Genomic DNA, 21,118 nt, shown 5'->3' on the forward strand with positions numbered 1-21,118 from the left:
GTCCCCTAGGTCGTGTACTCGGCGTTGAACCGCACGTACTCGGGTGTCAGGTCGCAGGTCAGCACGGTGGCGGCGGCGTCGCCGGAGCCGAGGTCGATCTCGATCTCGATCTCCGGCTTGCTCATCGCGATGGTGGCCTGGTTGCGGTCGAAGCTGGCGGCGACGCCGAAGCGGCAGACCGTCACGCCGGCGCAGCGGATGCCGACCCGGCGCGGGTCGAAGTCGACCTGCGCGTTGCCCATCGCCATCAGGATGCGTCCCCAGTTCGGGTCCGCACCGTGGATGGCGGCGCGCACCAGCAGCGACGTGGCGACGGCGCGGGCGAGGCGCTCGGCGTCCGCTTCGGTGGCGGCCTGCCGGACGGTGACGGCGGCGACGCGGGTCGCGCCCTCGCCGTCGGCGACCACCTGGCGGGCGAGGTCGGCACAGACGGCGTGCACGGCCCGGGCGAGCGTGTCCAGGCGCGGTGGGTGTGACGCGCTGCCGCCGGCCAGCAGGGCCACGGTGTCGCTGGTCGACCCGTCGCCGTCGACGCTGATGCGGTTGAAGGTGGTCGCCACCGCGCTGCGCAGCACCTTGCGGGCGATCGGGCCGCCCAGCGGCGCGTCCGTGGTGATCGCCACCAGCAGCGTGGCCATGGCCGGCTCGATCATGCCGACGCCCTTGGCCATGCCACCGACCACGCAACTGCCCTGCTCGTCGGTGACGCGGAAGGCGACCTGCTTGCCGTGCGTGTCGGTGGTCAGCATGGCCTGGGCGGCAGCGTCGCCGCCGTCGGGTGACAGCGCGTCGACGGCGGCCGGCAGGGCGGCCTCGATGCGCTCGATCGGCAGCGGGACGCCGATGACGCCGGTGGACATCACCAGCACCTCGTCGGCGGCGACACCGAGGTGCCCGGCCGTCACGGCCGCCAGTCGCGCCGCGTGGGCGTCGCCGTCGGGCGTGCACACGTTGGCGTTGCCGGCGTTGATGACGACGGCGCGCGCCTTGCCGTCGGCGACATGCGCTTCCGTCAGGCGGCAGGCGGGCGCCTTGACGAGGTTGGTCGTGGTGACGGCCGCGGCCCCGGCGACCTCGTCGGCCACGAGCAGGGCCAGGTCCGGGTTGCCGGACGGCTTGACCCCGCTGACGACGCCCGCCGCGCGGAAGCCGTCGGCGGCGGTGGCGCCACCCGGCACCGGCTGCAGGCCGCTGCGGTCCTGCGGTCCCCACACGCCGGTCACGGGTACAGCCCGATCGCGGTCAGGCCGGTCGTCTCCTCGAGGCCGAGCAGCAGGTTGGCGTTCTGCAGGGCCTGCCCCGCCGCGCCCTTGCCGAGATTGTCGGTCACCGCGACCACCGTCACACGCCGGGTCCGCGGGTCGGTGACGGCCGACAGTTGCGCCCCGTTGGAGCCGGTCACGGCCTTGACCACCGGGAACTCGCCCGGCGCGAGCACGTGGACGAACGGCTCGTCCGCGTAGGCCTGGACCAGCGCGCGCTGCACGTCGTCCGCCGACACGCCGTCGCGCAGGGTCGCGTAGCTGGTGGTCAGCAGCCCGCGCGGGATCGGCAGCAGGTGCGGGGTGAAGCTGATCGGGCCGAGGTCGGCCCCGAACGCGGCGAGGTGGGCCTCGATCTCGCCCGTGTGCCGGTGGGCGGGTGCGCCGTAGGCCGTGACGCTGCCGGCCACGTGGGTGGCGTGCAACGCGTCCTTGGCGGCCCGGCCGGCCCCGGACGTGCCGGACTTGCCGTCGACCACCACGGTTCCGGGCTGCACCAACGACGCGAGCGGGACCAGCCCGAGCAGCGCCGTCGTCACGTAGCAGCCGGGGTTGGCGACCAGGGTCGCGTCCGCGATCTGCTTGCGGTTGAACTCCGGCAGCCCGTAGACGGCCGGGGCGAGGTCCGGCCGCGGGTGCGTCTCGCCGTACCAGGTCGCGAACCCGTCGGCGGGCAGCCGGAAGGCCGCGGACAGGTCGACGGTGCGCACGCCGGCGTCGTGGAGGGCCGCGCCCAACTCCAGCGACGGGCCGTGCGGCGTCGACAGGAACACCAGGTCGAGGCCGGCCAGGCGATCGACGTCGACGGCGTCGAAGACCGCCGTGCCGGCGAGATTCGGGAACAGCGAGGCCACCGGCTCGCCCGCCTGCGAGTGGGCGGCGACGACGGCCACCTCGAGCTGCGGGTGACCGGCCAGCAGGCGCAGCAGTTCGGCCCCTCCGTAGCCGGAGGCGCCGACGATGCCGACCGACGCGGTCATGGGTGCGGCTCCTGTCGAGACGAAGCGCGCAGTCTGCAGGATTATGCAGCACTATGCAAACGCCGGTGGGTCGCCGACCGCTCCGCATCAGACGTCGGGCGGCTTGCGCAGCTTCTTGGTCTCGCTGCGCTGCCGCTTGGCCTGCAGCCGCCGATCCTTGGACGCGCGGGTGCGGCGGGTCGGGCGGCGGACCTTCGGTGGCTCGAGCGCCTCCCCCACCACCGCCTGCAACCGCGCGAACGCCGCCGCGCGGTTCTGGTGCTGGCTGCGGTGCTCGGAGGACTGCAGGATCAGCACGCCGTCCCCGGTGATCCGGTTGCCGAGACGTTCGAGCACGCGCCGGCGTTGCGTCTCCGTCAGCGACGGTGACGCGGCGACGTCCCAGCGCAGTTCGACCTTGCTGTCGGTGGTGTTGACGCCCTGCCCGCCGGGGCCGGAGGACCGGGACACGCGCACGTCGAACTCCGCCTCCGGGACGGAGACGCCGCGGCGCAGTCGGATGTCGGCCATGGCCGGCAGCGTAGGAGGGCCGGTCAGTGGCTGCCGCGACGGCTGCCCTTCTCCACGCCCTTGTAGTTCACGAGCGTCCGCAGCCGGTGCACCACCTCCACCAGGTCCGTCTGGTCGGCCATCACCGTGTCGAGGTCCTTGTAGGCGGTCGGGATCTCGTCGATCAGCGCGGCGGCGTCCTGCTGCAGCCACGTGCGTCCGAGCATCGCCTTCTCCATGTCCTCGACCGTGAACGCCCGGCGGGCCTGGTTGCGCGACATCGCGCGACCGGCGCCGTGGGCGGCGGAGGCGTAGCTGGCGGGGTTGCCCAGGCCCCGAACGATGTAGGAGCCGGTGCCCATCGAGCCCGGCACGACCCCCAGTTCGCCGGGCCGTGCCGAGATCGCGCCCTTGCGGGTGATCCACAGGTCCCGGCCGTCGTGGCGTTCGCGCCGCGCGTAGTTGTGATGGTTGTTGATCGTCTGCCGGACCTCGAACGGCGCCAGGGCCCGGAGCCGTGCGAGAGCCACGTGCATCATCCGCTGGCGTGAGCCGTACGCGTAGGCCTGCGCCCACTGCAGGTCACGCACGTAGGCGTCGAACGCCGGCGTGCCCTGCACGAGGTAGGCCAGATCCGGGTCGGGGAGCGTCACCATCGCCTGGCGCATCGCCGTCTTCGCCCGGTCGATGTGGCGCATCGCCAGCACGTTGCCGGGCCCGCGCGAGCCCGAGTGCAGCATGAGCCAGACCCGGTCGCGCTCGTCGAGGCACAGCTCGAGGAAGTGGTTGCCGGACCCCAACGTCCCGAACTGTCGCGGCGCACGTTCGCGCAGCCGCGCATCGCCGGCGACGCTGTCCGGCAGGCCGTACTCCGCGACGAAGGCCGCCCAGGCTGGATCCTCCTCGGCGTGCCAGTAGCCGAGGCCGGCCGGGATCCGTTCCTGCCAGCCGGACAGCAGTGGCGTGAGGTCGTCGGGCAGGTGCTCGGCCAGCAGGGTGGTCTCCGCGGCGATGACCCCGCAGCCGATGTCCACCCCGACCGCCGACGGGATGATCGCCTCGCGGGTCGGGATCACCGACCCGATCGTGCAGCCCATCCCCCAGTGCGCGTCGGGCATGAGGGCGACGTGCCCGTCGATCACGGCCACCGTGGCCGTGCGCAGCGCCTGGGCACGCGCCTGCTCGTTCAGCATCGACGCCCAGTTCAGTACGCCATTGCCCAGCCGCTCCGGCATCGCTCCTCCTCTCGTCCCGGCCGTTTCGCTCGTGTCGGCCGTCCCGGCGGCCGGGGACCGTGTGCGGTCCGTCCGCGGCGCCGGTTGCCCGCCCGGGGTGCTCACTAGCCTCGGTCCCATGACTACACCATTCGACCTCGACACGTTCCTGCGCCAGCCCCGTCTGTCGGGCCTGGCGATCGCTCCGGACGGTCGCCGGCTGGTGGTCGGCGTCGCGACCGAGGCCCCGGACGCGAAGCGCTACCGCTCGGCGCTGTGGGGGCTGGACCCGACGGGCGAGGGCCGGCCGCGGCAGCTCACCCGCTCCGCGCCCGGCGAGTCCGGCGCCGCGTTCGGCCCCGACGGCACGCTGCTGTTCGTCTCCGCTCGGCCCGATCCCGACACGACACCGGACGGCGACCCGCCGGCGGCGTTGTGGGCCTTGCCACCCGACGGTGGCGAGGCCCACCTCGTCGTCGCACCGCCCGGCGGTGTCGCCGGCGTGAGCGTGGCCCGCGACACGGGCGACGTCGTCCTGGCCGGCGACCTGCACCCGCAGGCGGACACGTTCGCCGGCGACCGCGAGCACGCCAAGCGCCGCGAGGAGGCGGGCGTGACCGCGCAGTTGTTCGACGACTACCCGATCCGGTTCTGGGACCACTACCTCGGGCCGCGACAGCCCGGCCGCTGGTTCCTCGACGCCGGCCGGCTCCAGGGTGCGGCTTCGGCAGCAGCGCCCGTCGACGACGAGACCGTCCCCGAGCCGCGGCTGCTGGCCCGCGGCAGTGTGCTGCGCAACGTCGAGGGCGACCTGACGCCCGACGGCACGACCTACGTGACCGCGTGGCGCCGCGCCGGTGAGGCGCTCACCTCGCCCGACGACCTGGCCACCGACCTGGTCGCGGTCGACGTCGCCACCGGCGAGCGGCGGACCCTGGTCGCTGACGGGCGGTTCTGGTCGGCACCCCGCGTGTCCCCGGACGGCCGCCAGGTGGTCTGCCAGGTGATGGACGTCGGCGCGCCCGATCGCGCCGCCGACATCGGCCTCGCCCTCGTCGACCTGGCGAGCGGCGACGTCACCGACCTCCTCCCCGACCTGGACCTGTGGCCCGACCATGCGCAGTGGATGCCGGACGGCCGCGCGATCGTGTTCGAGGCCGACGAGCAGGGACACCGCCCGATCTTCCGCCTGGAGCTCGCCAGCCGCGAGGTGACCCGGCTGGCGGCCGGCGGCGCGCACGTCGACACCTGCGTCGCGCCCGACGGCACCGCCGTCTTCGCCCTGCGGGCCACCGTCGGTGAGCCGCCACAGGTCGTGCGCTACGACGCGACCGACGCGGACCAACCGCCACAGGTGTTGCCCTCACCGGCGGGTGACCAGCCGGCCGTGCGGGTCGAGCGGCTGCACGCCCCCGCCGACGACGGGGTGCAGGTCGGGTCCTGGCTGGTCCTGCCCGAGGACGCCGACGGTCCCCTGCCGCTGGTCGTGTTCATCCACGGCGGGCCGCTCGGCTCGTGGAACAACTGGTCGTGGCGGTGGTGCCCGTCGGTGCTGGCCGCCCGGGGCTACGCCGTGCTGCTGCCCGACCCGGCCCTGTCGACCGGCTACGGGCGGGACTTCGTCCGGCGCGGTTGGGGCCGCTGGGGACACGAGCCGTACACCGACCTGCTGGCGGCCGTCGACGCCGCCTGCGACCACGACGCGGTCGACGCCGAGCGGGTCGCGGCGATGGGCGGCTCGTTCGGTGGGTACATGGCCAACTGGGTCGCCGGGCACACCGACCGGTTCCGCTGCATCGTCACGCACGCGTCGCTGTGGAACCTCGAGGGTTTCCACGGCACGACCGACATGGGGCTGCTGTGGGAGCGCGAGTTCGGCGACCCCTACGCGACCGACCGTCGCCGCTACCGCGAGCACTCGCCGCAGCGGTTCGTCGGCCAGATCCGCACGCCCATGCTGGTCGTCCACGGCGAACTGGACTACCGGGTGCCGATCAGCGAGGGCCTGACGCTGTGGACGGACCTGTCCCGCCACGGTGTGGACGCCCGCTTCCTGTACTTCCCCGACGAGAACCACTGGGTGCTAAAGCCCCAGAACGCACGGCTGTGGTACGAGACCGTGCTGGCGTTCCTGGACGAGCACGTCCACGGCAAGGACTTCGCGCGCCCTGAACTGCTGTAACAGCGGTCACGTCGCCCGGCGCCTCGTCGCGTCGGGCGACGCGACCCGCGGTTCACTCAGGACGCGACCGGCAGCTTGCAACGCAGCGCGATGTCCGCCAGTTCGGCGGGTGAGAGCGGCTCGCTCGGCAACTGCAGCAGGGCCTGCTCCGCGGACAACCACTGATCGAGACCAGTGCCCGCCGTCGCCTTGGACAGGTCGACAAGGTAGACGTCGAGGCCGCGGGCGATGTCGTTGCCGTAGACGTGGAAGGGCCGGTCGCGGGACACCGACGGTGCCTTCACGGCCCACGTGTCGCTGTCCTCGAAACGGAACGAGGCGACCTCGCGCATCCCGACACCGAGTTCGCCGAGGGCGACCCCGACCAGGCCCGACAGATCGACCACGCGCACGCCACCGTTGTAGAACGCGATGGTCATCAGGGCCTCGTCCTCGTGGATCTCGAAGACGTGGGCGGTGCAGGTGCCGATCCCGTCGGTGGTGAGGCCGACGTCACGGATGTTCCAGTAGCCGACCTTGCGTGGCGTCCGTTCGAGGTCGCCGGTGATGTCGTAGACGTGGACGCCGCCGTTGGGGCACTGCCCCGTCGGCGACGCGCCGGCCACCTCGTCCTCGACGACGAGGAACTCGCGGCGCCCGAGGATCGGGTCGGTCAGCTTGACCGGGTTCGCCTGGTGCTCGACGTTGATCGCCGGGTCGACGAAGGACGACACGATGGTCGGATCGGCAGGGTCGGTGGTGTCGATGATGACGGTCTGCGACAGGGCGGCCGAGTAGGCACGCGTGCCGTCGGCGTTGAACGTGATGTCGTGCGACTCGGTGCCCAGTCCCGGCCTGATCGGCAGCGGGACGAATGCGACCTGGACCGGGGCGGCGAGGTCGCGGATGTCGACGACCTCGATGCCGACCTCGCCGACGACGGAGGTGATCAGCTCCGAGTTGGAGTTGTAGAGGTAGTCGCCGCTCGGGTGCACGGTCTGGTTGTGCGAGCCCTTCGGGAACGACACGAACGACGCCAGCGTCGGCGCGTGGGGATCGGTCACGTCGACGACGAACGTGCCCGGACCGAGGGCGTCGCGCGCGCCGAACCCGAGCGCCTCGGCCTCGCGGAAGCAGGCGGAGTCCGTGCGGGTCTGGCTCGCATACCCGAGGTCGCGGGCGTAGGTCACGTACCAGCGTGCGTCGCGTTCGAACACCTGCACGTCGCCCTGCGCGATGGCACAGTCGTAGACGGCCACCGGGCGTGGGCGGCCCGGGTCGGTGACGTCGAGGATCTGCAGGCCGTTGGTGTAGGTCCCGGCGAAGACGAAGGTGCGGTTCTCGACCTCCGTCCGGGTCCGGACCGCTCCCCCACCCCGCCCGAGGCCGACCCGCTCCTCGACCGTGCGCGTGACCGGGATGGTCGCGAACTCCAGGTCGGTTCCCTGGTTCGGCCCGGTGCCGTGGGCGTCCGCGTACGGGACGTTGGCGACGTGCTCCATCGGTCCGGCGCCCGTCCCGTCCAGCACGCCGCCGACCAGGTCGGGCGCGGGGACGAGCGCAAGCGAGCCGACGGCCACGACCGCCAGCAGGGACACGGGGGTTCGGGCCGGCATCGGACGCTCCTCGGGACGGCGTGATGCCGACGACAACGAGGTGGGGTCCGCCGCGATCCGACGGCGCGCGGCGGCCGCCCGGCACATCGTGCCGGGCGGGTCCGGGCGTCAGCGGCGCAGGGTCGCGCCGAGTGCCTCGGCACGTGCCGCGACCGCGTCGATGACGGCCTCGGCGTCGGCGTCGGTCAGTTGCCGCTCCGGCGACTGCAGGCGCAGCCGGATGGCGACGCTGCGGCGGCCCGGGCCGACCTGCTCGCCGCGGTACTCGTCGAACCACCACAGCCCGTCGAGGAGGTCGCCCGCTCCCTCGCGCACGGCCGCTTCCAGCGTGGCGTAGGGCACCTCGTCGTCGGCGACCAGGGCCACGTCCAGACTCATGGCAGGGTGGCGGACCAGCGTGCGTGCCGCGACGGGCGGGTGCCCCTCCGGCGGCACGGCCCGCAGCAGCGGCTCGAGCAGCAGCTCGGCCACGACGACCGGTTCTGGCAGGTCACGCCGGTCGGCCTCCTGCGGATGGAGCTGGCCGACGAAGCCGACCTCGACCGGTGCGGCGTCCGGCAGCGGGCGCAGGCGCAGGGACGCGGAGCGGCCAGGGTGGAAGCCGTCACGCTCGACGGGCACGCGCTGCAGCGTCCAGTCGGCACCCGGCGGGCACGCCCGGGCAACGACCTGGTCGAGCACCGCCAGCAGGTCGTAGACGCTCCAACGGTCCTCGGCGTCGAGGTGGCGCTCGCCCAGCCGCAGCCCCTGGGCGGCCAGCGCGAGCGTGCGGGGCTGGACCGGCAACGGCTCGCCGTCGGGGGCCGACCAGCGCCAGTCGCCGCTGGCGTCGACCGGCGCGAACGCGTCCAGCACCTCGCCCAGCGGGTCGTCGGCCGGCCGGAACAACCGCCCGAGCTCGACCAGCGCCGTGCCGGGACGGCCCTGGCCGGCGTTGCGGCGCAGCGCGACCAGCAGGCCCTCGACCAGCGACGGCCGCATCGAGGAGGCGTCCTTGGCCAGCGGATTCGCCAGCTCCACCCGGCCCTTGGTCGGCACCACCCCCGCCAGCGCGTCCTCGCCCACGAACGGGCGCGTGATGGCTTCAGCGAACCCGGCCGCCAGGGCGAGCCCGCGCAGCTCCTGCTCGAGCCGCTGCGCCGGCGAGCGCCCCCCAACCATGGTGATCGCGGGCAGCGTGGCGGGGATGCGCCCGTAGCCGTGCAGGCGCGCGACCTCCTCGGCGACGTCCGCCTCGCGCTGCAGGTCGCCACGCCAGGTCGGCGGGGTCACCCGCAGCCGGTCGTGGTCCACCTCGACGTAGCTGCCGCTGCGGGCCAGCAGGTCGGTCTGACGCGCGGCGTCGAGGTCGGGGACGGCCAGCAGGCGCTGGACCCGGGCGGGGTCGATCTCGATCGTGGGGCGACCGGCCCACGCGACCTCGCGGTGTACGGCCGCCGTGCCGACCGGCCGGGCCGCGCCGAGCTGGGCCAGCAGCTGCACCGCCCGTCCGACGCCGCGGGCGGCGCCCTCCGGGTCGACGCGACGCTCGAAGCGCTGGCTGGCCTCGGAGACCAGGCCGAGGCGACGGGACGTGCGGCGGATGCGGCGCGGCTCCCAGACGGCCGCCTCCAGCAGGACGCGGCGCGTGTCGGCGGTCACCTCGGTGCTGGCGCCGCCCATGACGCCGGCCAGGCTGACCGGCCCGTCGGCGTCGTCGATGACGACGTCACCTGCGACCAGGCTCCGCTCCTGGTCGTCGAGGGTGACCAGCGTCTCGCCGTCGCGGGCGTCGCGGACGGTCAGGCGCGGCCCGGCGACGCGGTCGAGGTCGAAGGCGTGCAGCGGCTGGCCGAGCTCCAGCATGACGAAGTTGGTGACGTCGACGATCAGGTCGATCGACCGCACGCCGCACTGCCCGAGCCGCTGTGCCAGCCACGGCGGCGACGGCTGCACCCGCACGTCCTCCAGCGCCCAGGTCACGAACCGCTCGCACGCGTCGGTCTCCAGCGCGACCGGGATGGTGTCGGCGTCGAGCGCGGCAAGGATGCCTTCGGGCTCGCGCCAGGTCGTGTCGAGGATGGCGGCCAGGTCGCGGGCGACGCCCAGCACGGAGAGGTGGTCGCCGCGGTCGGGTTGCACCGCGACCTCGACGACGGGCTCGCCGACCGGCAGCAGGTCGGTGAGGTCCGCGCCGACGGGCGTGTCGGCCGGCAGGACCAGGATGCCCTCGTGCTCGTCGGACAACTGCAGTTCGCGGGCCGAGGCCAGCATGCCGTTGGACACGACCCCGCGGATCTTGCGGGCCTCCATGCGCATGCCGGGGATGGAGGCGCCGGGCACGGCGTGGGCGACCACGTCACCGACGTCGAAGTTGGCGGCGCCGCACACCAGCTCGACCTCGCCCGCCCCGCCGTCGCCCGTGACCCGCACGACCCGCAGCCGGTCGGCGTCCGGGTGCGGCTCCCAGTGCAGCACCTTGGCGGTGCGCACCCCGGCGGTGCCGGCGCCCGGCGTCTCGATCGACTCGACCTCCAGGCCGTTGAGGCTCATGACGTCGACGAGTTCGTCGAGCGGCAGGTCGACGTCGACGAAGGTGCGCAGCCAGGACAACGGCAGCTTCACGGGACACGCTCCGGCAGGAATGGGATCGGCTTGGCGGGATCGGATCGGCGGGATCGGAATGGCGGGGCAACGAGCGAGCGTCAGCGTGCGAGACGATCGGGGTGGCGGGTGGGAGTCGAACTAGAACCGGGAGAGGAAGCGGGCGTCGGCGTCGTAGAAGTCGCGGATGTCGCGGACGCCGTGGCGCAGCATGGCGACCCGCTCGACGCCGATGCCGAACGCGAAGCCGGACACCTCGCCGGGGTCGTAGCCGCAGGCGCTGAGGACATTGGGGTCGACCATGCCGGCGCCGAGGATCTCGATCCAGCCGGTGCCCGAGCACACGCGGCAGTCGGGGTCGCCGGCGCGGCCGTCGGCGGCGCCGCAGAACCCGCAGCTGACGTCGACCTCGGCGCTGGGTTCGGTGAACGGGAAGAACGACGGCCGCAGCCGGATCTGGCGCTCGGCCCCGAACAGGGCCCGCGAGAACGCCAGCAGGGTGCCGCGCAGGTCGGCCATCGACACGTCCTGCGCCACCAGCAGCCCCTCGACCTGGGTGAACACCGGCGAGTGGGTCGCGTCCACGCTGTCGGCCCGGTAGACGCGGCCGGGGCACACGACGGCGACCGGCGGTGCCTGCGCCGTCATGGTGCGGGCCTGGACGGGCGAGGTGTGGGTGCGCAGCACGACGTCGGCGGCGAAGGACACGTAGATCGTGTCCATCTCCTGGCGGGCCGGATGGTCGGGCTCGATGTTGAGCAGGTCGAAGTTGTAGGCGCCGGATTCGACCTCGGGTCCCTCGGCGACGCGATAGCCGAGCCCGACGAACACGTCGACGATCTCCTGCTCGACCTGGGTGAGCAGGTGGGGGCGGCCGGGCGTCAGCCGACGCGGCGGCAGGCTGAGGTCGAGCCGCTCGGCCTCCAGACGCTCCCGCAGGGCGACGGAGGCGAGTTCGTCGCGGCGGGCGTCGAAGGCGCGCTGGAAGGTGTCGCGGAAGGCGTTGAGTTGCTTGCCGCGTTCCTTGCGCTCGTCCGGGGACAGTTCGCGCATCCCCTTCTGGATGGTGACGAGGTCGCTCTTCTTGCCCGTGAAGCGCACGCGCGCCTCGTCGAGCGCGTCGAGGTCGCCGGCGCGCTCGACGGCGGCCAGCGCGTCGCGCTGCAGCGTTTCCAGGTCGGTCACGGTCTCACCTTCGGCCCGGACGGGGGCGGACGAGCAGGGTAGACGCCCCGCGCGAACGTCCCCGACGCGTGACCGTCAGTCGCCGGCGGGCAGCACGACGTGGAAGGTGGCGCCGTCGCGCCGGTCGGTGTCGAGCCACACCTGCCCGCCATGGGCCTCGACCAGGCCGCGGGTGATGTACAGGCCGAGCCCGGTGCCGGCCCGGCGGTTGTCCCGGCCACGGCCGAACTTGCGGAAGATCGACCGCGATTCGTCGGCCGGGATGCCCTCCCCGTCGTCTTCGACCCGGATCCAGACGCCCCCGTCGTGCGGGCGGACGTCGATGCGCACCTCGCTGTCGGGCGCATAGGCCAGCGCGTTCTCCAGGAGGTTGGCCAGCACCTGCTCGAGCTTGTCGGGGTCGGCCAGCACGCGCGGGCAGTCGGGGTCCACCTCCAGGCGCAGCATGCGGCCGGATCCGAGCTCGCCCATCGCCAGCTTGGCGACCACGGAACGGATCAGCGCACCCACGTCGGTCGGCTGCCGCTGCAGTTGCACCCGGCCGGCGTCGATGCGCGAGACCTCGAGGAGTTCGCGCAGCAGACGGGTGACGCGATCGGCGTCGGCGTCGACCGTCTCCAGCATGGCGCGCTTCTGCTCGTCGGAGAAGCGCTCCCAGCGCGAGAGCAGGGTGCGCGTGAAGCCCTTGACGCTGGTGAGCGGCGAGCGGATCTCGTGTGAGACGGTGGCGACGACGTCGCCGTGGATGGCGTCGAGCGCCTCGCGCCGGCCGGCGCTGCGCAGCGTCACGGCCAGCAGGTCGTCGTGCCAGCGGCCGGCGACGGCGACGGGGCGTACCCGTCCGCCCGCCTCGAGGTACAGCACCCGCTCGGGGATGCGCTCGCCGAACGCCGGGCGGTGGTCACCCAGGCTGCAGCGCACGCCGGCGTCGTCGCGCAGGTCGAAGGCGTCCGCGAAGGGCTTGCCGACGACCTCGCCGCGACCGCCCAGCCAGGCGCGTGCCCGGTCGTTGACGGCCAGCACGAGCCCGTCGGCCCCCACCACGACCACGCCCTCCGGCAGGAGGTCGAATGCCCCGAAATCGTCCATCGGCCGGCCTTGACAGCGTTTTCGCCGACCACCCTAGCGGCGTGTCGGCGCCGTGCCCGGGACGTGCACCGCGCGTGCGGCGGCATACACGGCGACCGCGGCGGCCGCCGCCACGTTGAGTGATTCGGCCCGGCCCCACCGCGGGATCGCCACGACGTCGTCGAGGTGGGCGGCCGCGTCGGCGGGCAGGCCGTGGGCCTCGTTGCCCAACACCAGCGCCAGCGGTGGCGTGGCGACAGCGAGGTCGAACACCGAGCGCTCGCCGTGGGCGTCGAGCCCGAGCAGCGGCTGGCCGGCGGCGCGGCAGACGAGGGCGACGTCGGCGAGGTCGACGTCGGTCACCACCGGCAGGTGGTAGGTCGAGCCGACCGCGGCGCGCACCGTCTTGGGTGCGAACGGATCGACGCTGCCGGTGGTCAGGACGATGCCGGCCGCGCCGGCGGCGTCGGCGGTTCGGATGATGGTGCCGGCGTTGCCGGGGTCCGCGACGGCGTGCAGGACGACCAGCAGGCCCTCGCCCACGACCTCCTCCAGACCGGCGGTGCCGGTGCGAGCCACGGCGACGACGCCCTGGGGGGTGGTGGCGTCGGCGAGGCGTTCGAGCACGTGGTCGGCGACCTCGTGGCACACCACGTCGTCGGGGACGTCCAGCCCCGGGGCCGCGTCGGCCGTCACGTACAGCTCCTCGACGACGCCGGCCGCGAGCGCCTCACGCACCGCATTAGGGCCTTCGACGAGGTGATGGCCCCGCTCACGGCGCTCGCGACGGCGCGCCAGGGCCGCCGCGGCGCGGATCCGCGGGTTACGGACCGAGGTGATCGGTTCCACCGTCGAGCTCTCCTGCCGTGCGCTCGCCCCCGGACGAACGACGAGCGCCGGCGTGGACGCCGGCGCTCGTCGCCGAGGGTTCGCGCAGGATGCCTCAGGCCGCGTCGGCCTCGAGCGCCGCCTTGGCCGAGGCGACCACCGCCGCGAACGCGGCCTGGTCGTGCACGGCGAGGTCGGCGAGGTTCTTGCGGTCGAGCTCGATGCCGGCCAGCTTCAGCCCGTGCATCAGACGGCTGTAGCTCAGGCCCTCCTGACGGGCCGCCGCGTTGATGCGGGCGATCCACAGCTTGCGGAAGTCACCCTTGCGCGCGCGGCGGTCGCGGTAGGCGTACCGATCCGCGTGGTAGACGGCTTCCTTGGCCACCTTGAAGCGGCGGCTGCGGGCTCCGCGGAAGCCCTTGGCGCGGTCCAGGACCGCCTTGTGGCTCTTCTTGGCGTGAACGCCACCCTTGACGCGTGCCATGGGGGGTCCTCCTCGTGTCGTGCGTGCGTGTCAGCGTCGGATTCGTGCCGCGCCCGCGGCGTGCGGGGTCGCCGGCGGGGCGCCTACTGGTTGAGGAGGCGCTTGACGTTCTTCGCGGCCCCGCCCGTGATCTCGGTCGGACCGGCCAGGCGGCGCTTGCGGGTGGAGGGCTTCTTCTCCAGCAGGTGGGCGCGGTTCTTGCGCGCGACCAGGACCTTGCCGTTGCGGGTCACCCGGAAGCGCTTCTTCGCACCGCTGTGCGTCTTCTGCTTCGGCATCGAACTGCTGCCTTCGTGTGGGCGGCGCGCAAGGGCGCGCCGGGGCGTGCGGGGGAAAGCCGGGGCGGCGCGGCGGCGCGCCGCCCGGCGAGTCTGCTCGGCTGGCTTCAGCCCTCGGTGGTCGGCTCGGCCTCCGGCGCGGGCTCACCCGGCTCGACCGGTGGCTGACCGGCGACGTGCGCCTTGGGCTTGTCGGCCTTGGGCGGCTTCGGCTTGACGGGTGCGAGGACCATGACCATGTTGCGGCCGTCGACCTTCGGGCTGGCCTCGACGGTCGCCAGTTCCTTCATGTCCTCGGCGAGTCGGTCCAGCAGCCGCAGTCCGAGCTCGGTGTGGCTCATCTCACGACCACGGAACATGATCGACGCGCGCACCTTCGAGCCGTCCTTGAGGAAGCGACGGACGTGACCCGACTTGGTGCCGTAGTCGTTGTCGGAGATCTTCGGACGCATCTTGATCTCCTTGACGGAGATCTGGTTCTGCCGCTTGCGCGCGTCCTTCTCCTTCTGCTCCTGCTCGTACTTGTGCTTGCCGTGGTCCATGATCCGGCACACCGGCGGATCGGCGTGCGGAGCCACCTCCACCAGGTCCAGATCCTGCTCGCGGGCACGGCGCAGGGCCTGCGCCAGGGGCACGATCCCGACCTGCGTCCCGTCCGCGTCCACGAGACGGACACGCGGGACCTTGATGTCGGCGTTCAGCCGCTGCTGCTGCTCGTTGATGCTGCTGCCTCCTCGAGACGGGGTGCACCGCGCATGCGGCACGTAGGGCACGTACGGGTCCTTCGACCGCTTCCGGGCACGCGAGCGCACGAAAAACGGCGACCCGAGGGTCGCCGTCCGGACACGTCGCTACCGCCGCCAGCCGCGTACGAGACACGTCTGGCGAGAGATCGACGGACCCGGGAAGGTGCGACCCACCGGGTGGGCGCCGGCCCGCGGCATCGGCCGCGGCGCGCCACTTGTCTGCAGTTGTGTGCGACCACACGGGTCACAGGCCCGGCAGGCTACCAGCCGGGCCGCGGGCGCGTCGAGCGCCCGTGCGACGCCCGTCAGCGGCCGGGCACCCAGAGGCGCGAGGCAGCCGACGACTGCTGCTGACCCGGCTGGGGGCTGGGCTGCTGCGGAGCCGGCTGCTGCGGCGCCCCACCGCTGGCCTGGGCGTCCGTGTCGGCGCCTGCCGCGCCCGCCGGCAGGTCACCCTCCTCGACGTGGCCCTGGGCGCCGGCCTGCGCGACCTCGCGCTCGGCCTCGACCTGCGCCATCCGCAGCTGGGTGAGCGCCTGGTCGACCTGGTCGGTCAGCTCCTTCGGCAGCCGGGCACGGCCCTGGTCCGCCAGCACGGCGACCATGTCGAGCAGGAGACGGCCGTCCTGGCGTCCGAGCTTGACCTGGGCGGCGTTCAGCAGGGCCGAGGCCACCTCGGCGACGACCTGCTCCACCGGAGCGGCCCGGAGCTGGCCGAGATAGGCCCGCACCTCTTCCTCGGACGGTTCTTGTCCGGCGGCCTGCGACGGATCGAACGGCACGTCGCTCACGCGGCGCTCCTCGGTGGTGGACGTCTTCGTCCCCGGAGCCTACCCACCGGTCCAGGCGACCGGCTGCGCCGACCCTGCCGTAGGCTCCTGCCCGATCCCCCACGCCCACACCAGGCCATGCCGTGAAGACCTTCGACGACCTCTTCGCCGAGCTGACCCACAAGGCGCGCACCCGTCCCGCGGGCTCGGGCACCGTCGCGGCCCTGGACGCCGGCATCCATGCCATCGGCAAGAAGATCGTCGAGGAGGCCGCGGAGGTCTGGATGGCGGCCGAGCACGAGAGCGACGAGCGCATCGCCGAGGAGGTGTCGCAGCTGCTCTACCACCTCCAGGTGCTGCTGCTGGCGAGGGGTCTGTCCCTGGAGGACGTCTACCGACACCTGTGACGACGGTCGGGCGGACCGCAGCCGCCCGGTCACGAACGGCGGCCGCCCCGGCGCCCACGTCCGGGCGAGCGCGTAACCTCGGCGGCCACTCCCCTGCGGCCGTCGGCGCCACCGCCCAGGCCGTCGCTTCCCCGAGGTACCACCCATGCTGCGTGTCGCCGTCCCCAACAAGGGCTCGCTGTCCGAGCCGGCCATCGAGATGCTCCGCGAGGCGGGCTACCGCCAGCGCGCCGCCCGCCACGAGCTGGTGCTCGTGGACCAGGACAACGACACGGAGTTCTTCTTCCTGCGCCCCCGGGACATCGCCACGTACGTCGGCGACGGCCAGCTCGACGTCGGCATCACCGGCCGGGACCTGCTCCTCGACGGCGACAGCGACGCCCAGGAGATGCTGTCCCTGGGCTTCGGCCGCTCGACGTTCCGCTACGCGACCGTGCCCGGCACGGCCACCGACGTGCAGGGCTTCGCCGGCAAGCGGATCGCCACGAGCTACCCCGGCATCGTGCGGCGGGACCTCGCCAAGCGCGGCATCGAAGCCGAGGTGATCCGGCTCGACGGCGCGGTGGAGACGGCCGTGCGCCTCGGCGTCGCGGACATCGTCGCCGACGTCGTGGAGACCGGGGCGACCCTGCGCCAGGCGGGCCTCGAGGTACTGGGCGAGCCGATCCTGCAGTCGGAGGCGGTGCTGATCCGCGACGCCCGCAACGTCGCCCCCTCGGCGCAGGTCGAGCAGCTCGCCCGCCGGCTCAACGGCGTCATCATCGCCCGGCAGTACGTGATGATCGACTACGACGTCCGGGTGGAGTCCGTCGACGAGGCCTGCCAGCTGACCCCCGGGATCGAGTCGCCGACGGTGTCGCCGCTGCACGACAAGGGGTGGGTCGCCGTCCGGGCCATGGTGCTGCGCAAGGACACCAACACAATCATGGACCAGCTGTGGGAGCTCGGCGCCCGCGGGATCCTGGTCACCGACATCCTCGCCTGCCGGCTGTAGCCCATGGCCAGGTCGGGACACGTCGCGGAGATCCGTGCCCTGGTCGGCACCCACCGGCTGCTGCTGCCGTCGGTCGGAACGGCCGTCTTCGATGGTGACCGGCTGCTGCTGGTCCGCCACGCCGACGGCGGCCGCCAATGGGGGCTGCCCGGCGGCGCGGTCGAGCCGGACGAGCACCCGGCCGACGCGGCCGTGCGCGAGGTCCACGAGGAGACCGGCCTACACGTCGCGTTGCGCGCCGTCGCGGCGGTCCTGGGCGGCCCGGACCGCGAGATCCACTACGAGAACGGCGACCGCACGGCCTACGTGACGACCGTCTTCACCGCCGCGGTCGTTGGCGACCGGACGCTCCGCCTGGACCGGGCCGAACTGCTCGACGCCGGCTGGTTCGCCGAGGGGGAGCTCGGCGCGCTGGCGCTGCCGGCCTACGCACAGGAGGGTGTCACGGCCGCCGTCGCCGTGCACCGCCATGGCCGGCCGACGGCGTTCCAGCCCGCCACCTGGACGCCGTCCGGGTGAGGTGGTGCGCTGCCGGCGGGCACCCGTTGCCGCCCGGGCCGCGGCGTGTCAGCGGCGGCTGGCCGAGGGCGCGTCACCGGTGAGCAGGGCGATCGTGATGCGGACCAGGGCGGACAGGCCGATGCCGGCCAGGACGATCAGCGCGGGCAGGTACCAGACGCGGTTCGTGACCGGCTCCGGCAGGATCGCGTCCCAGGCGGCCAACGGGGCGTCCTCCTCGACGGCGGGCCCGACCCGGTCGTAGGCGCTGTAGTGGGAGGCGGTCAGCCAGCTCGAGGGCGCGCAGTCGAGGTCCGAGGGCACCGTCCGCACCCGGCGCACGCCCTCCTCGTCCCACCACAGGGCGTAGCAGTCGCGCCCGGCGGTCCCGGTCAGCACCCAACGGTCGCCGTCGGGCCGCGGGATGGTCACGCCCTCGACGCCGTCGGCGACCGTGCTCACCTCGGTGTCGATCCGCAGGTCACCCGCCCGCTGCGCCCGGTAGACGGTCTCCATGTCGGTGGTGAGCTCGCGGGCCGGGGGCAGGGCCGGGTTGGGGATCTCCCGCACGGCCCACACGAAGGCGAGGCCGGCCACGACCAGCAGCAGCAGAACGCCGTTGAAACGCAGGCTGCGGTCGCGGGCGGCTCGCCGCCGCGCCAGGACCTCTGCCGGCTTCGGGGCCCGGCCCGAGGATGCCGGCGCGGGTGGGGCGGGGCGCTGACGTACGCGCATGACGACCGGTCTCCGCCGACGTGAGCCAAGTGCGGGCTCGGGTCACCAGCGTACGCCCGGCCAGCCTCACCTCGGCCCGCGACGCGGGGCGTGTGCGCTCAGGCCGGCTCGTAGCGGTCCGCCCCGGGTACCGGGGCGTCGGGCGCGGCGACCACGGTCAGCGACCGGGTCGCGCGGGTCACGGCGACGTACAGCTGGTGCAGGCCGACGGCCGAGGCAGCGGCGATCCGATCGGGTGCCGTCAGTACGACGTCGTCGAACTCCAGGCCCTTGACCGTGCGGGCGTCCATCACGCGGATGCGCGAGCGGGCGTCCTCGTCCACCGGGGCGGCGGCCACGCGCTGCTCGAGCGACGCGAGCAGGTCCGGGGGCGCGATCAGGACCACGGTGCCGTCGGCACGCAGCGCGGCGTCCGTGCCCGCGTCGACCGCCGCACCGACCAGATCGGTGGTCCGCTGCAGGCGCGGACGTCGCCCGCCGGCGCGCACGGCCGTCGGCACGGCGTCCGGGTCGTGACCGGCCGCCTCCAGGACCGCGCGTGCCACCTCGACGATCTCCGCCGGGGTGCGGTAGTTGACGCTCAGCGACTGCACCGCGACCTGGCGGCGCCCGATCAGGCGGGCCACCGCGTCCCAGTCGCGCGGCTCGGCGACCCGGCTGCGTTGGGCGAGGTCGCCGACGACCGTCCACGACGCGTACGGCCCGCGGCGCGCCACCATCCGCCACTGCATCGGCGTGAGGTCCTGCGCCTCGTCGACGACGACGTGTGCGAAGTCGCGGTAGTCGTCGGCCTCCACGTCCGCGAGTTCGACCTGCGGTGTCAACGCGTCCCCCGTCAGCCGCAGGCCGGGGTCCGACTCGCGCGAGACCTCGGGTTCGGGCTCTGCCACCCGACCGAGGACCGCCCGGACCTCGTCGAGCAGCGCCACGTCGTCCAGCGTCCAGCCCTCGGCGCGGTCCCAGGCGTCGATCAGGACCTGCCGCGGGGCGGGGTCGAGCACGCCGTCGGCGAGCCGGTCGAGGCCGACCTGGCCGGTGGCGACGGCCTCCAGCACGGCGGCCGGCTCCAGCGGCGGCCAGAAGCAGCGGCGCAGCATGGTCACCTGCGCCGAGTCCTCGAGGGCCTGGTCGAAGCCGGTCCCGGAGCGCTCCTCGGGCGGCCGGGCACCCGAGGCCCGGCGCGCGCTGCGCCACGCCTTCCAGAGTGCGGCCCGCAGGGCCTCGTCGGCGCCGCCGGCCCGGGCGTGGTAGGTCGTCTGGTCGCGCTCGGCCGACACGCGCGAGAGCAGCCGTCGCCGCACCCTCGCCAGCGTGCGGCCGTCCACCTGCGCACTGGTGCCCTCGAAACTGAAGCTGGTCGACGGCGGCAGCGGCGGCACGGCGGCCGCGACGGCACGGCGGCACACCTCCACCATCGCGAGGTCGCCCTTGACGGCGGCGACGTGCGGCTCGTCCCAGCCGGCGACACGGACGCCGCGAGGCGCGAAGCCCTCCAGCGGCCGCTGCACGGCCCGGTCCTCCCCCAGCGACGGCAGCACGCGGGCGGTGTACTCCGTGAACGCGCGGGACGGCCCGACCACCAGGATCCCGCGGCCCTCGAACCGGTCCCGGTCGCCGTAGAGCAGGTACGCGACCCGGTGGAGCGCGACGACCGTCTTGCCGGTGCCCGGGCCACCGGTCACGACCAGCGTGCCGGTCGCCGGCGAGCGGATGATGCGGTCCTGGTCGGCCTGGATGGTCGCGACGATGTCGCGCATGTGGGCGGTCCGGGTACGCGCCAGGGCCGCCAGCAGGGCGCCCTGCCCGGTGACCGAACCCAGCCCGAGCCGCTCGGCGGCGTCGGCGTCGAGCAGTTCGTCGTCGAGGTCGCGTACCTGCCGGCCGCGGGTGACCAGGGTGCGGCGCCGGACGACGTCCATCGGCGCGGCGGGCGTCGCCTGGTAGAAGGCGGCGGACGCCGGGGCGCGCCAGTCGACGAGCAGCACGTCGCCGTCCTCGTCCACGACCGACACGCGCCCCACGTGGAGGGTGTCGGCGTCGGCGAGGTCGAGGCGCCCGAACGCCAGCGACTCCACGTCCCCGAACGTGTAGCGGGCCGCCCGGGTGGCATGGTGATGGGCGGTGACGTCACGCTCGAAGCGGGCCTGGAAGGTCGAGCCGCTGTGGTCGGCAGCGGCGTCGGCCGCACGCGCGTCGGCCCGGCGCCGGAGTTCCTCGACGCGGTCGTGGACGCGGTGCAGGTGGGCCTGCTCCTCCGCGAGGGCGGCCCGTTTCGCGCCCGCCTCGGGGGCCACGGCGTCGTCGGCGGCGCCGGCGGGTTCGTCGTGGTGGGCGGCAGGATGCGGGGCCGAGCTCACAGCTGGCGCAGCACCTGGGCGGTCTCCACGGCCGTGATGGCCGCCTCGGCGCCCTTGTTGCCGAGCTTGCCGCCGGCACGCTCGACGGCCTGCTCCCACGTGTCCGTGGTCAGCACGCCGAACGCGATCGGGATCCCGTGCTCGCGGGACACGGCCGACACGCCGGAGGCCGCCTCGCCGGCCACGTAGTCGAAGTGCGGCGTGGCGCCGCGCACGACGCAGCCGAGGGCCACCAGTGCGTCGTAGCCGCCGCTGGCGGCCATGTGGCGCAGCACGACCGGCACCTCGAAGGCGCCGGGGACCCAGGCGACGGTCACGTCGGACGGCTTGGCACCGTGACGCACGAGCGCCCCGACGGCACCGTCGACCAGGCGCTCGACCACGGCCTCGTTGAAGCGGGCGGCGACGATGCCGACCCGCAGGCCGCCGGCGTCCAGCGCGCCGGTCACGACGCGCAGGTCGG

At 73.9% G+C, this 21,118-nt stretch carries 20 protein-coding genes; 4 read left to right on the plus strand and 16 right to left on the minus strand.

Going from position 1 to position 21,118, the window contains the following annotated elements; translation table 11 throughout:
* Window positions 1–5: 5 nt before the first annotated feature.
* The 4 genes from argJ to ACERM0_RS02710 all read right to left on the minus strand — a co-directional run bounded on the left by argJ (window position 6) and on the right by ACERM0_RS02710 (window position 3,966).
* Window positions 6–1,214 carry a bifunctional glutamate N-acetyltransferase/amino-acid acetyltransferase ArgJ gene (argJ, locus tag ACERM0_RS02695; RefSeq protein ID WP_373676977.1) on the minus strand — a complete coding sequence of 403 codons (1,209 nt, stop codon included), beginning with the start codon at window positions 1,212–1,214 and terminating at the stop codon, window positions 6–8.
* Window positions 1,215–1,219: 5 nt separating this feature from the next.
* Entirely contained in the window at window positions 1,220–2,242 is a 1,023-nt protein-coding gene (gene argC / locus ACERM0_RS02700; protein ID WP_373676978.1) for an N-acetyl-gamma-glutamyl-phosphate reductase, read from the minus strand.
* Window positions 2,243–2,329: 87 nt separating this feature from the next.
* Window positions 2,330–2,752 (minus strand): alternative ribosome rescue aminoacyl-tRNA hydrolase ArfB, encoded by a 423-nt coding sequence (gene arfB, locus ACERM0_RS02705; protein ID WP_373676979.1) that lies wholly within the window; start codon window positions 2,750–2,752, stop codon window positions 2,330–2,332.
* Between the two features lie 23 nt (window positions 2,753–2,775).
* Window positions 2,776–3,966: an RtcB family protein gene (locus tag ACERM0_RS02710; RefSeq protein ID WP_373676980.1), complete on the minus strand. Its 1,191-nt coding sequence runs from the start codon at window positions 3,964–3,966 to the stop codon at window positions 2,776–2,778.
* A 118-nt stretch (window positions 3,967–4,084) separates the two neighbouring features.
* Here ACERM0_RS02710 and ACERM0_RS02715 point away from each other — a divergent pair, with 118 nt between their 5' ends.
* The gene (locus ACERM0_RS02715; RefSeq protein ID WP_373676981.1) at window positions 4,085–6,127 is read left to right on the plus strand and encodes an alpha/beta fold hydrolase; all 2,043 of its coding nucleotides are present in this window, start codon (window positions 4,085–4,087) and stop codon (window positions 6,125–6,127) included.
* A 56-nt stretch (window positions 6,128–6,183) separates the two neighbouring features.
* Here ACERM0_RS02715 and ACERM0_RS02720 read toward each other — a convergent pair whose 3' ends face one another.
* From ACERM0_RS02720 to ACERM0_RS02760, 9 genes are all read right to left on the minus strand, one after another.
* Entirely contained in the window at window positions 6,184–7,722 is a 1,539-nt protein-coding gene (locus tag ACERM0_RS02720) for an LVIVD repeat-containing protein (RefSeq protein ID WP_373676982.1), read from the minus strand.
* A gap of 108 nt (window positions 7,723–7,830) precedes the next feature.
* Entirely contained in the window at window positions 7,831–10,326 is a 2,496-nt protein-coding gene (gene pheT, locus ACERM0_RS02725) for a phenylalanine--tRNA ligase subunit beta (protein ID WP_373676983.1), read from the minus strand.
* A gap of 120 nt (window positions 10,327–10,446) precedes the next feature.
* On the minus strand, window positions 10,447–11,490 hold the full coding sequence (gene pheS / locus ACERM0_RS02730) for a phenylalanine--tRNA ligase subunit alpha (RefSeq protein ID WP_373676984.1): 1,044 nt from the start codon (window positions 11,488–11,490) through the stop codon (window positions 10,447–10,449).
* 75 nt (window positions 11,491–11,565) lie between these two features.
* Window positions 11,566–12,579 (minus strand): ATP-binding protein, encoded by a 1,014-nt coding sequence (locus ACERM0_RS02735; protein ID WP_373676985.1) that lies wholly within the window; start codon window positions 12,577–12,579, stop codon window positions 11,566–11,568.
* 33 nt (window positions 12,580–12,612) lie between these two features.
* Window positions 12,613–13,407, minus strand: a complete 795-nt coding sequence (locus ACERM0_RS02740; RefSeq protein WP_373676986.1) for a TrmH family RNA methyltransferase — start codon at window positions 13,405–13,407, stop codon at window positions 12,613–12,615.
* 94 nt (window positions 13,408–13,501) lie between these two features.
* Window positions 13,502–13,870 carry a 50S ribosomal protein L20 gene (gene rplT / locus ACERM0_RS02745; RefSeq protein WP_373676987.1) on the minus strand — a complete coding sequence of 123 codons (369 nt, stop codon included), beginning with the start codon at window positions 13,868–13,870 and terminating at the stop codon, window positions 13,502–13,504.
* An 83-nt stretch (window positions 13,871–13,953) separates the two neighbouring features.
* Window positions 13,954–14,148, minus strand: a complete 195-nt coding sequence (gene rpmI / locus ACERM0_RS02750; RefSeq protein ID WP_373676988.1) for a 50S ribosomal protein L35 — start codon at window positions 14,146–14,148, stop codon at window positions 13,954–13,956.
* A gap of 107 nt (window positions 14,149–14,255) precedes the next feature.
* Entirely contained in the window at window positions 14,256–14,921 is a 666-nt protein-coding gene (gene infC / locus ACERM0_RS02755) for a translation initiation factor IF-3 (RefSeq protein WP_373676989.1), read from the minus strand.
* Window positions 14,922–15,199: 278 nt separating this feature from the next.
* A complete protein-coding gene (locus ACERM0_RS02760; protein ID WP_373676990.1) occupies window positions 15,200–15,685 on the minus strand; it encodes a hypothetical protein in 486 nt (161 codons plus the stop codon).
* A 122-nt stretch (window positions 15,686–15,807) separates the two neighbouring features.
* Between ACERM0_RS02760 and ACERM0_RS02765 the strand changes: the two genes are divergently transcribed.
* From ACERM0_RS02765 to ACERM0_RS02775, 3 genes are all read left to right on the plus strand, one after another.
* Entirely contained in the window at window positions 15,808–16,071 is a 264-nt protein-coding gene (locus ACERM0_RS02765) for a phosphoribosyl-ATP diphosphatase (protein ID WP_373676991.1), read from the plus strand.
* 145 nt (window positions 16,072–16,216) lie between these two features.
* Entirely contained in the window at window positions 16,217–17,065 is an 849-nt protein-coding gene (hisG, locus tag ACERM0_RS02770) for an ATP phosphoribosyltransferase (RefSeq protein WP_373676992.1), read from the plus strand.
* A gap of 3 nt (window positions 17,066–17,068) precedes the next feature.
* A complete protein-coding gene (locus tag ACERM0_RS02775; RefSeq protein WP_373676993.1) occupies window positions 17,069–17,584 on the plus strand; it encodes an NUDIX domain-containing protein in 516 nt (171 codons plus the stop codon).
* Window positions 17,585–17,632: 48 nt separating this feature from the next.
* Here the strand turns inward: ACERM0_RS02775 and ACERM0_RS02780 are convergent, their stop codons facing one another.
* The 3 genes from ACERM0_RS02780 to ribE all read right to left on the minus strand — a co-directional run bounded on the left by ACERM0_RS02780 (window position 17,633) and on the right by ribE (window position 21,113).
* On the minus strand, window positions 17,633–18,298 hold the full coding sequence (locus ACERM0_RS02780) for a hypothetical protein (protein ID WP_373676994.1): 666 nt from the start codon (window positions 18,296–18,298) through the stop codon (window positions 17,633–17,635).
* 98 nt (window positions 18,299–18,396) lie between these two features.
* On the minus strand, window positions 18,397–20,655 hold the full coding sequence (locus ACERM0_RS02785) for a UvrD-helicase domain-containing protein (protein ID WP_373676995.1): 2,259 nt from the start codon (window positions 20,653–20,655) through the stop codon (window positions 18,397–18,399).
* Complete coding sequence (gene ribE, locus ACERM0_RS02790) at window positions 20,652–21,113, minus strand: 6,7-dimethyl-8-ribityllumazine synthase (RefSeq protein WP_373677468.1); 462 nt, start codon at window positions 21,111–21,113, stop codon at window positions 20,652–20,654. The genes ACERM0_RS02785 and ribE overlap by 4 nt, the downstream gene beginning before the upstream one ends.
* Between the last annotated feature and the right edge of the window lie 5 nt (window positions 21,114–21,118).

This window comes from Egicoccus sp. AB-alg2 (assembly GCF_041821065.1).
Classification (GTDB): Bacteria; Actinomycetota; Nitriliruptoria; order Nitriliruptorales; family Nitriliruptoraceae; genus Egicoccus.

Excerpts from the sequence above, each read along its gene's own strand:
- rplT (WP_373676987.1), bottom strand. The coding sequence starts at position 13,870 with ATGGCACGCGTCAAGGGTGGCGTTCACGCCAAGAAGAGCCACAAGGCG.
- ACERM0_RS02735 (WP_373676985.1), bottom strand. The coding sequence starts at position 12,579 with ATGGACGATTTCGGGGCATTCGACCTCCTGCCGGAGGGCGTGGTCGTG.
- rpmI (WP_373676988.1), bottom strand. The coding sequence starts at position 14,148 with ATGCCGAAGCAGAAGACGCACAGCGGTGCGAAGAAGCGCTTCCGGGTG.
- hisG (WP_373676992.1), top strand. The coding sequence starts at position 16,217 with ATGCTGCGTGTCGCCGTCCCCAACAAGGGCTCGCTGTCCGAGCCGGCC.
- ACERM0_RS02710 (WP_373676980.1), bottom strand. The coding sequence starts at position 3,966 with ATGCCGGAGCGGCTGGGCAATGGCGTACTGAACTGGGCGTCGATGCTG.
- ACERM0_RS02780 (WP_373676994.1), bottom strand. The coding sequence starts at position 18,298 with ATGCGCGTACGTCAGCGCCCCGCCCCACCCGCGCCGGCATCCTCGGGC.
- arfB (WP_373676979.1), bottom strand. The coding sequence starts at position 2,752 with ATGGCCGACATCCGACTGCGCCGCGGCGTCTCCGTCCCGGAGGCGGAG.
- ACERM0_RS02720 (WP_373676982.1), bottom strand. The coding sequence starts at position 7,722 with ATGCCGGCCCGAACCCCCGTGTCCCTGCTGGCGGTCGTGGCCGTCGGC.
- ACERM0_RS02775 (WP_373676993.1), top strand. The coding sequence starts at position 17,069 with ATGGCCAGGTCGGGACACGTCGCGGAGATCCGTGCCCTGGTCGGCACC.
- ACERM0_RS02715 (WP_373676981.1), top strand. The coding sequence starts at position 4,085 with ATGACTACACCATTCGACCTCGACACGTTCCTGCGCCAGCCCCGTCTG.
- argC (WP_373676978.1), bottom strand. The coding sequence starts at position 2,242 with ATGACCGCGTCGGTCGGCATCGTCGGCGCCTCCGGCTACGGAGGGGCC.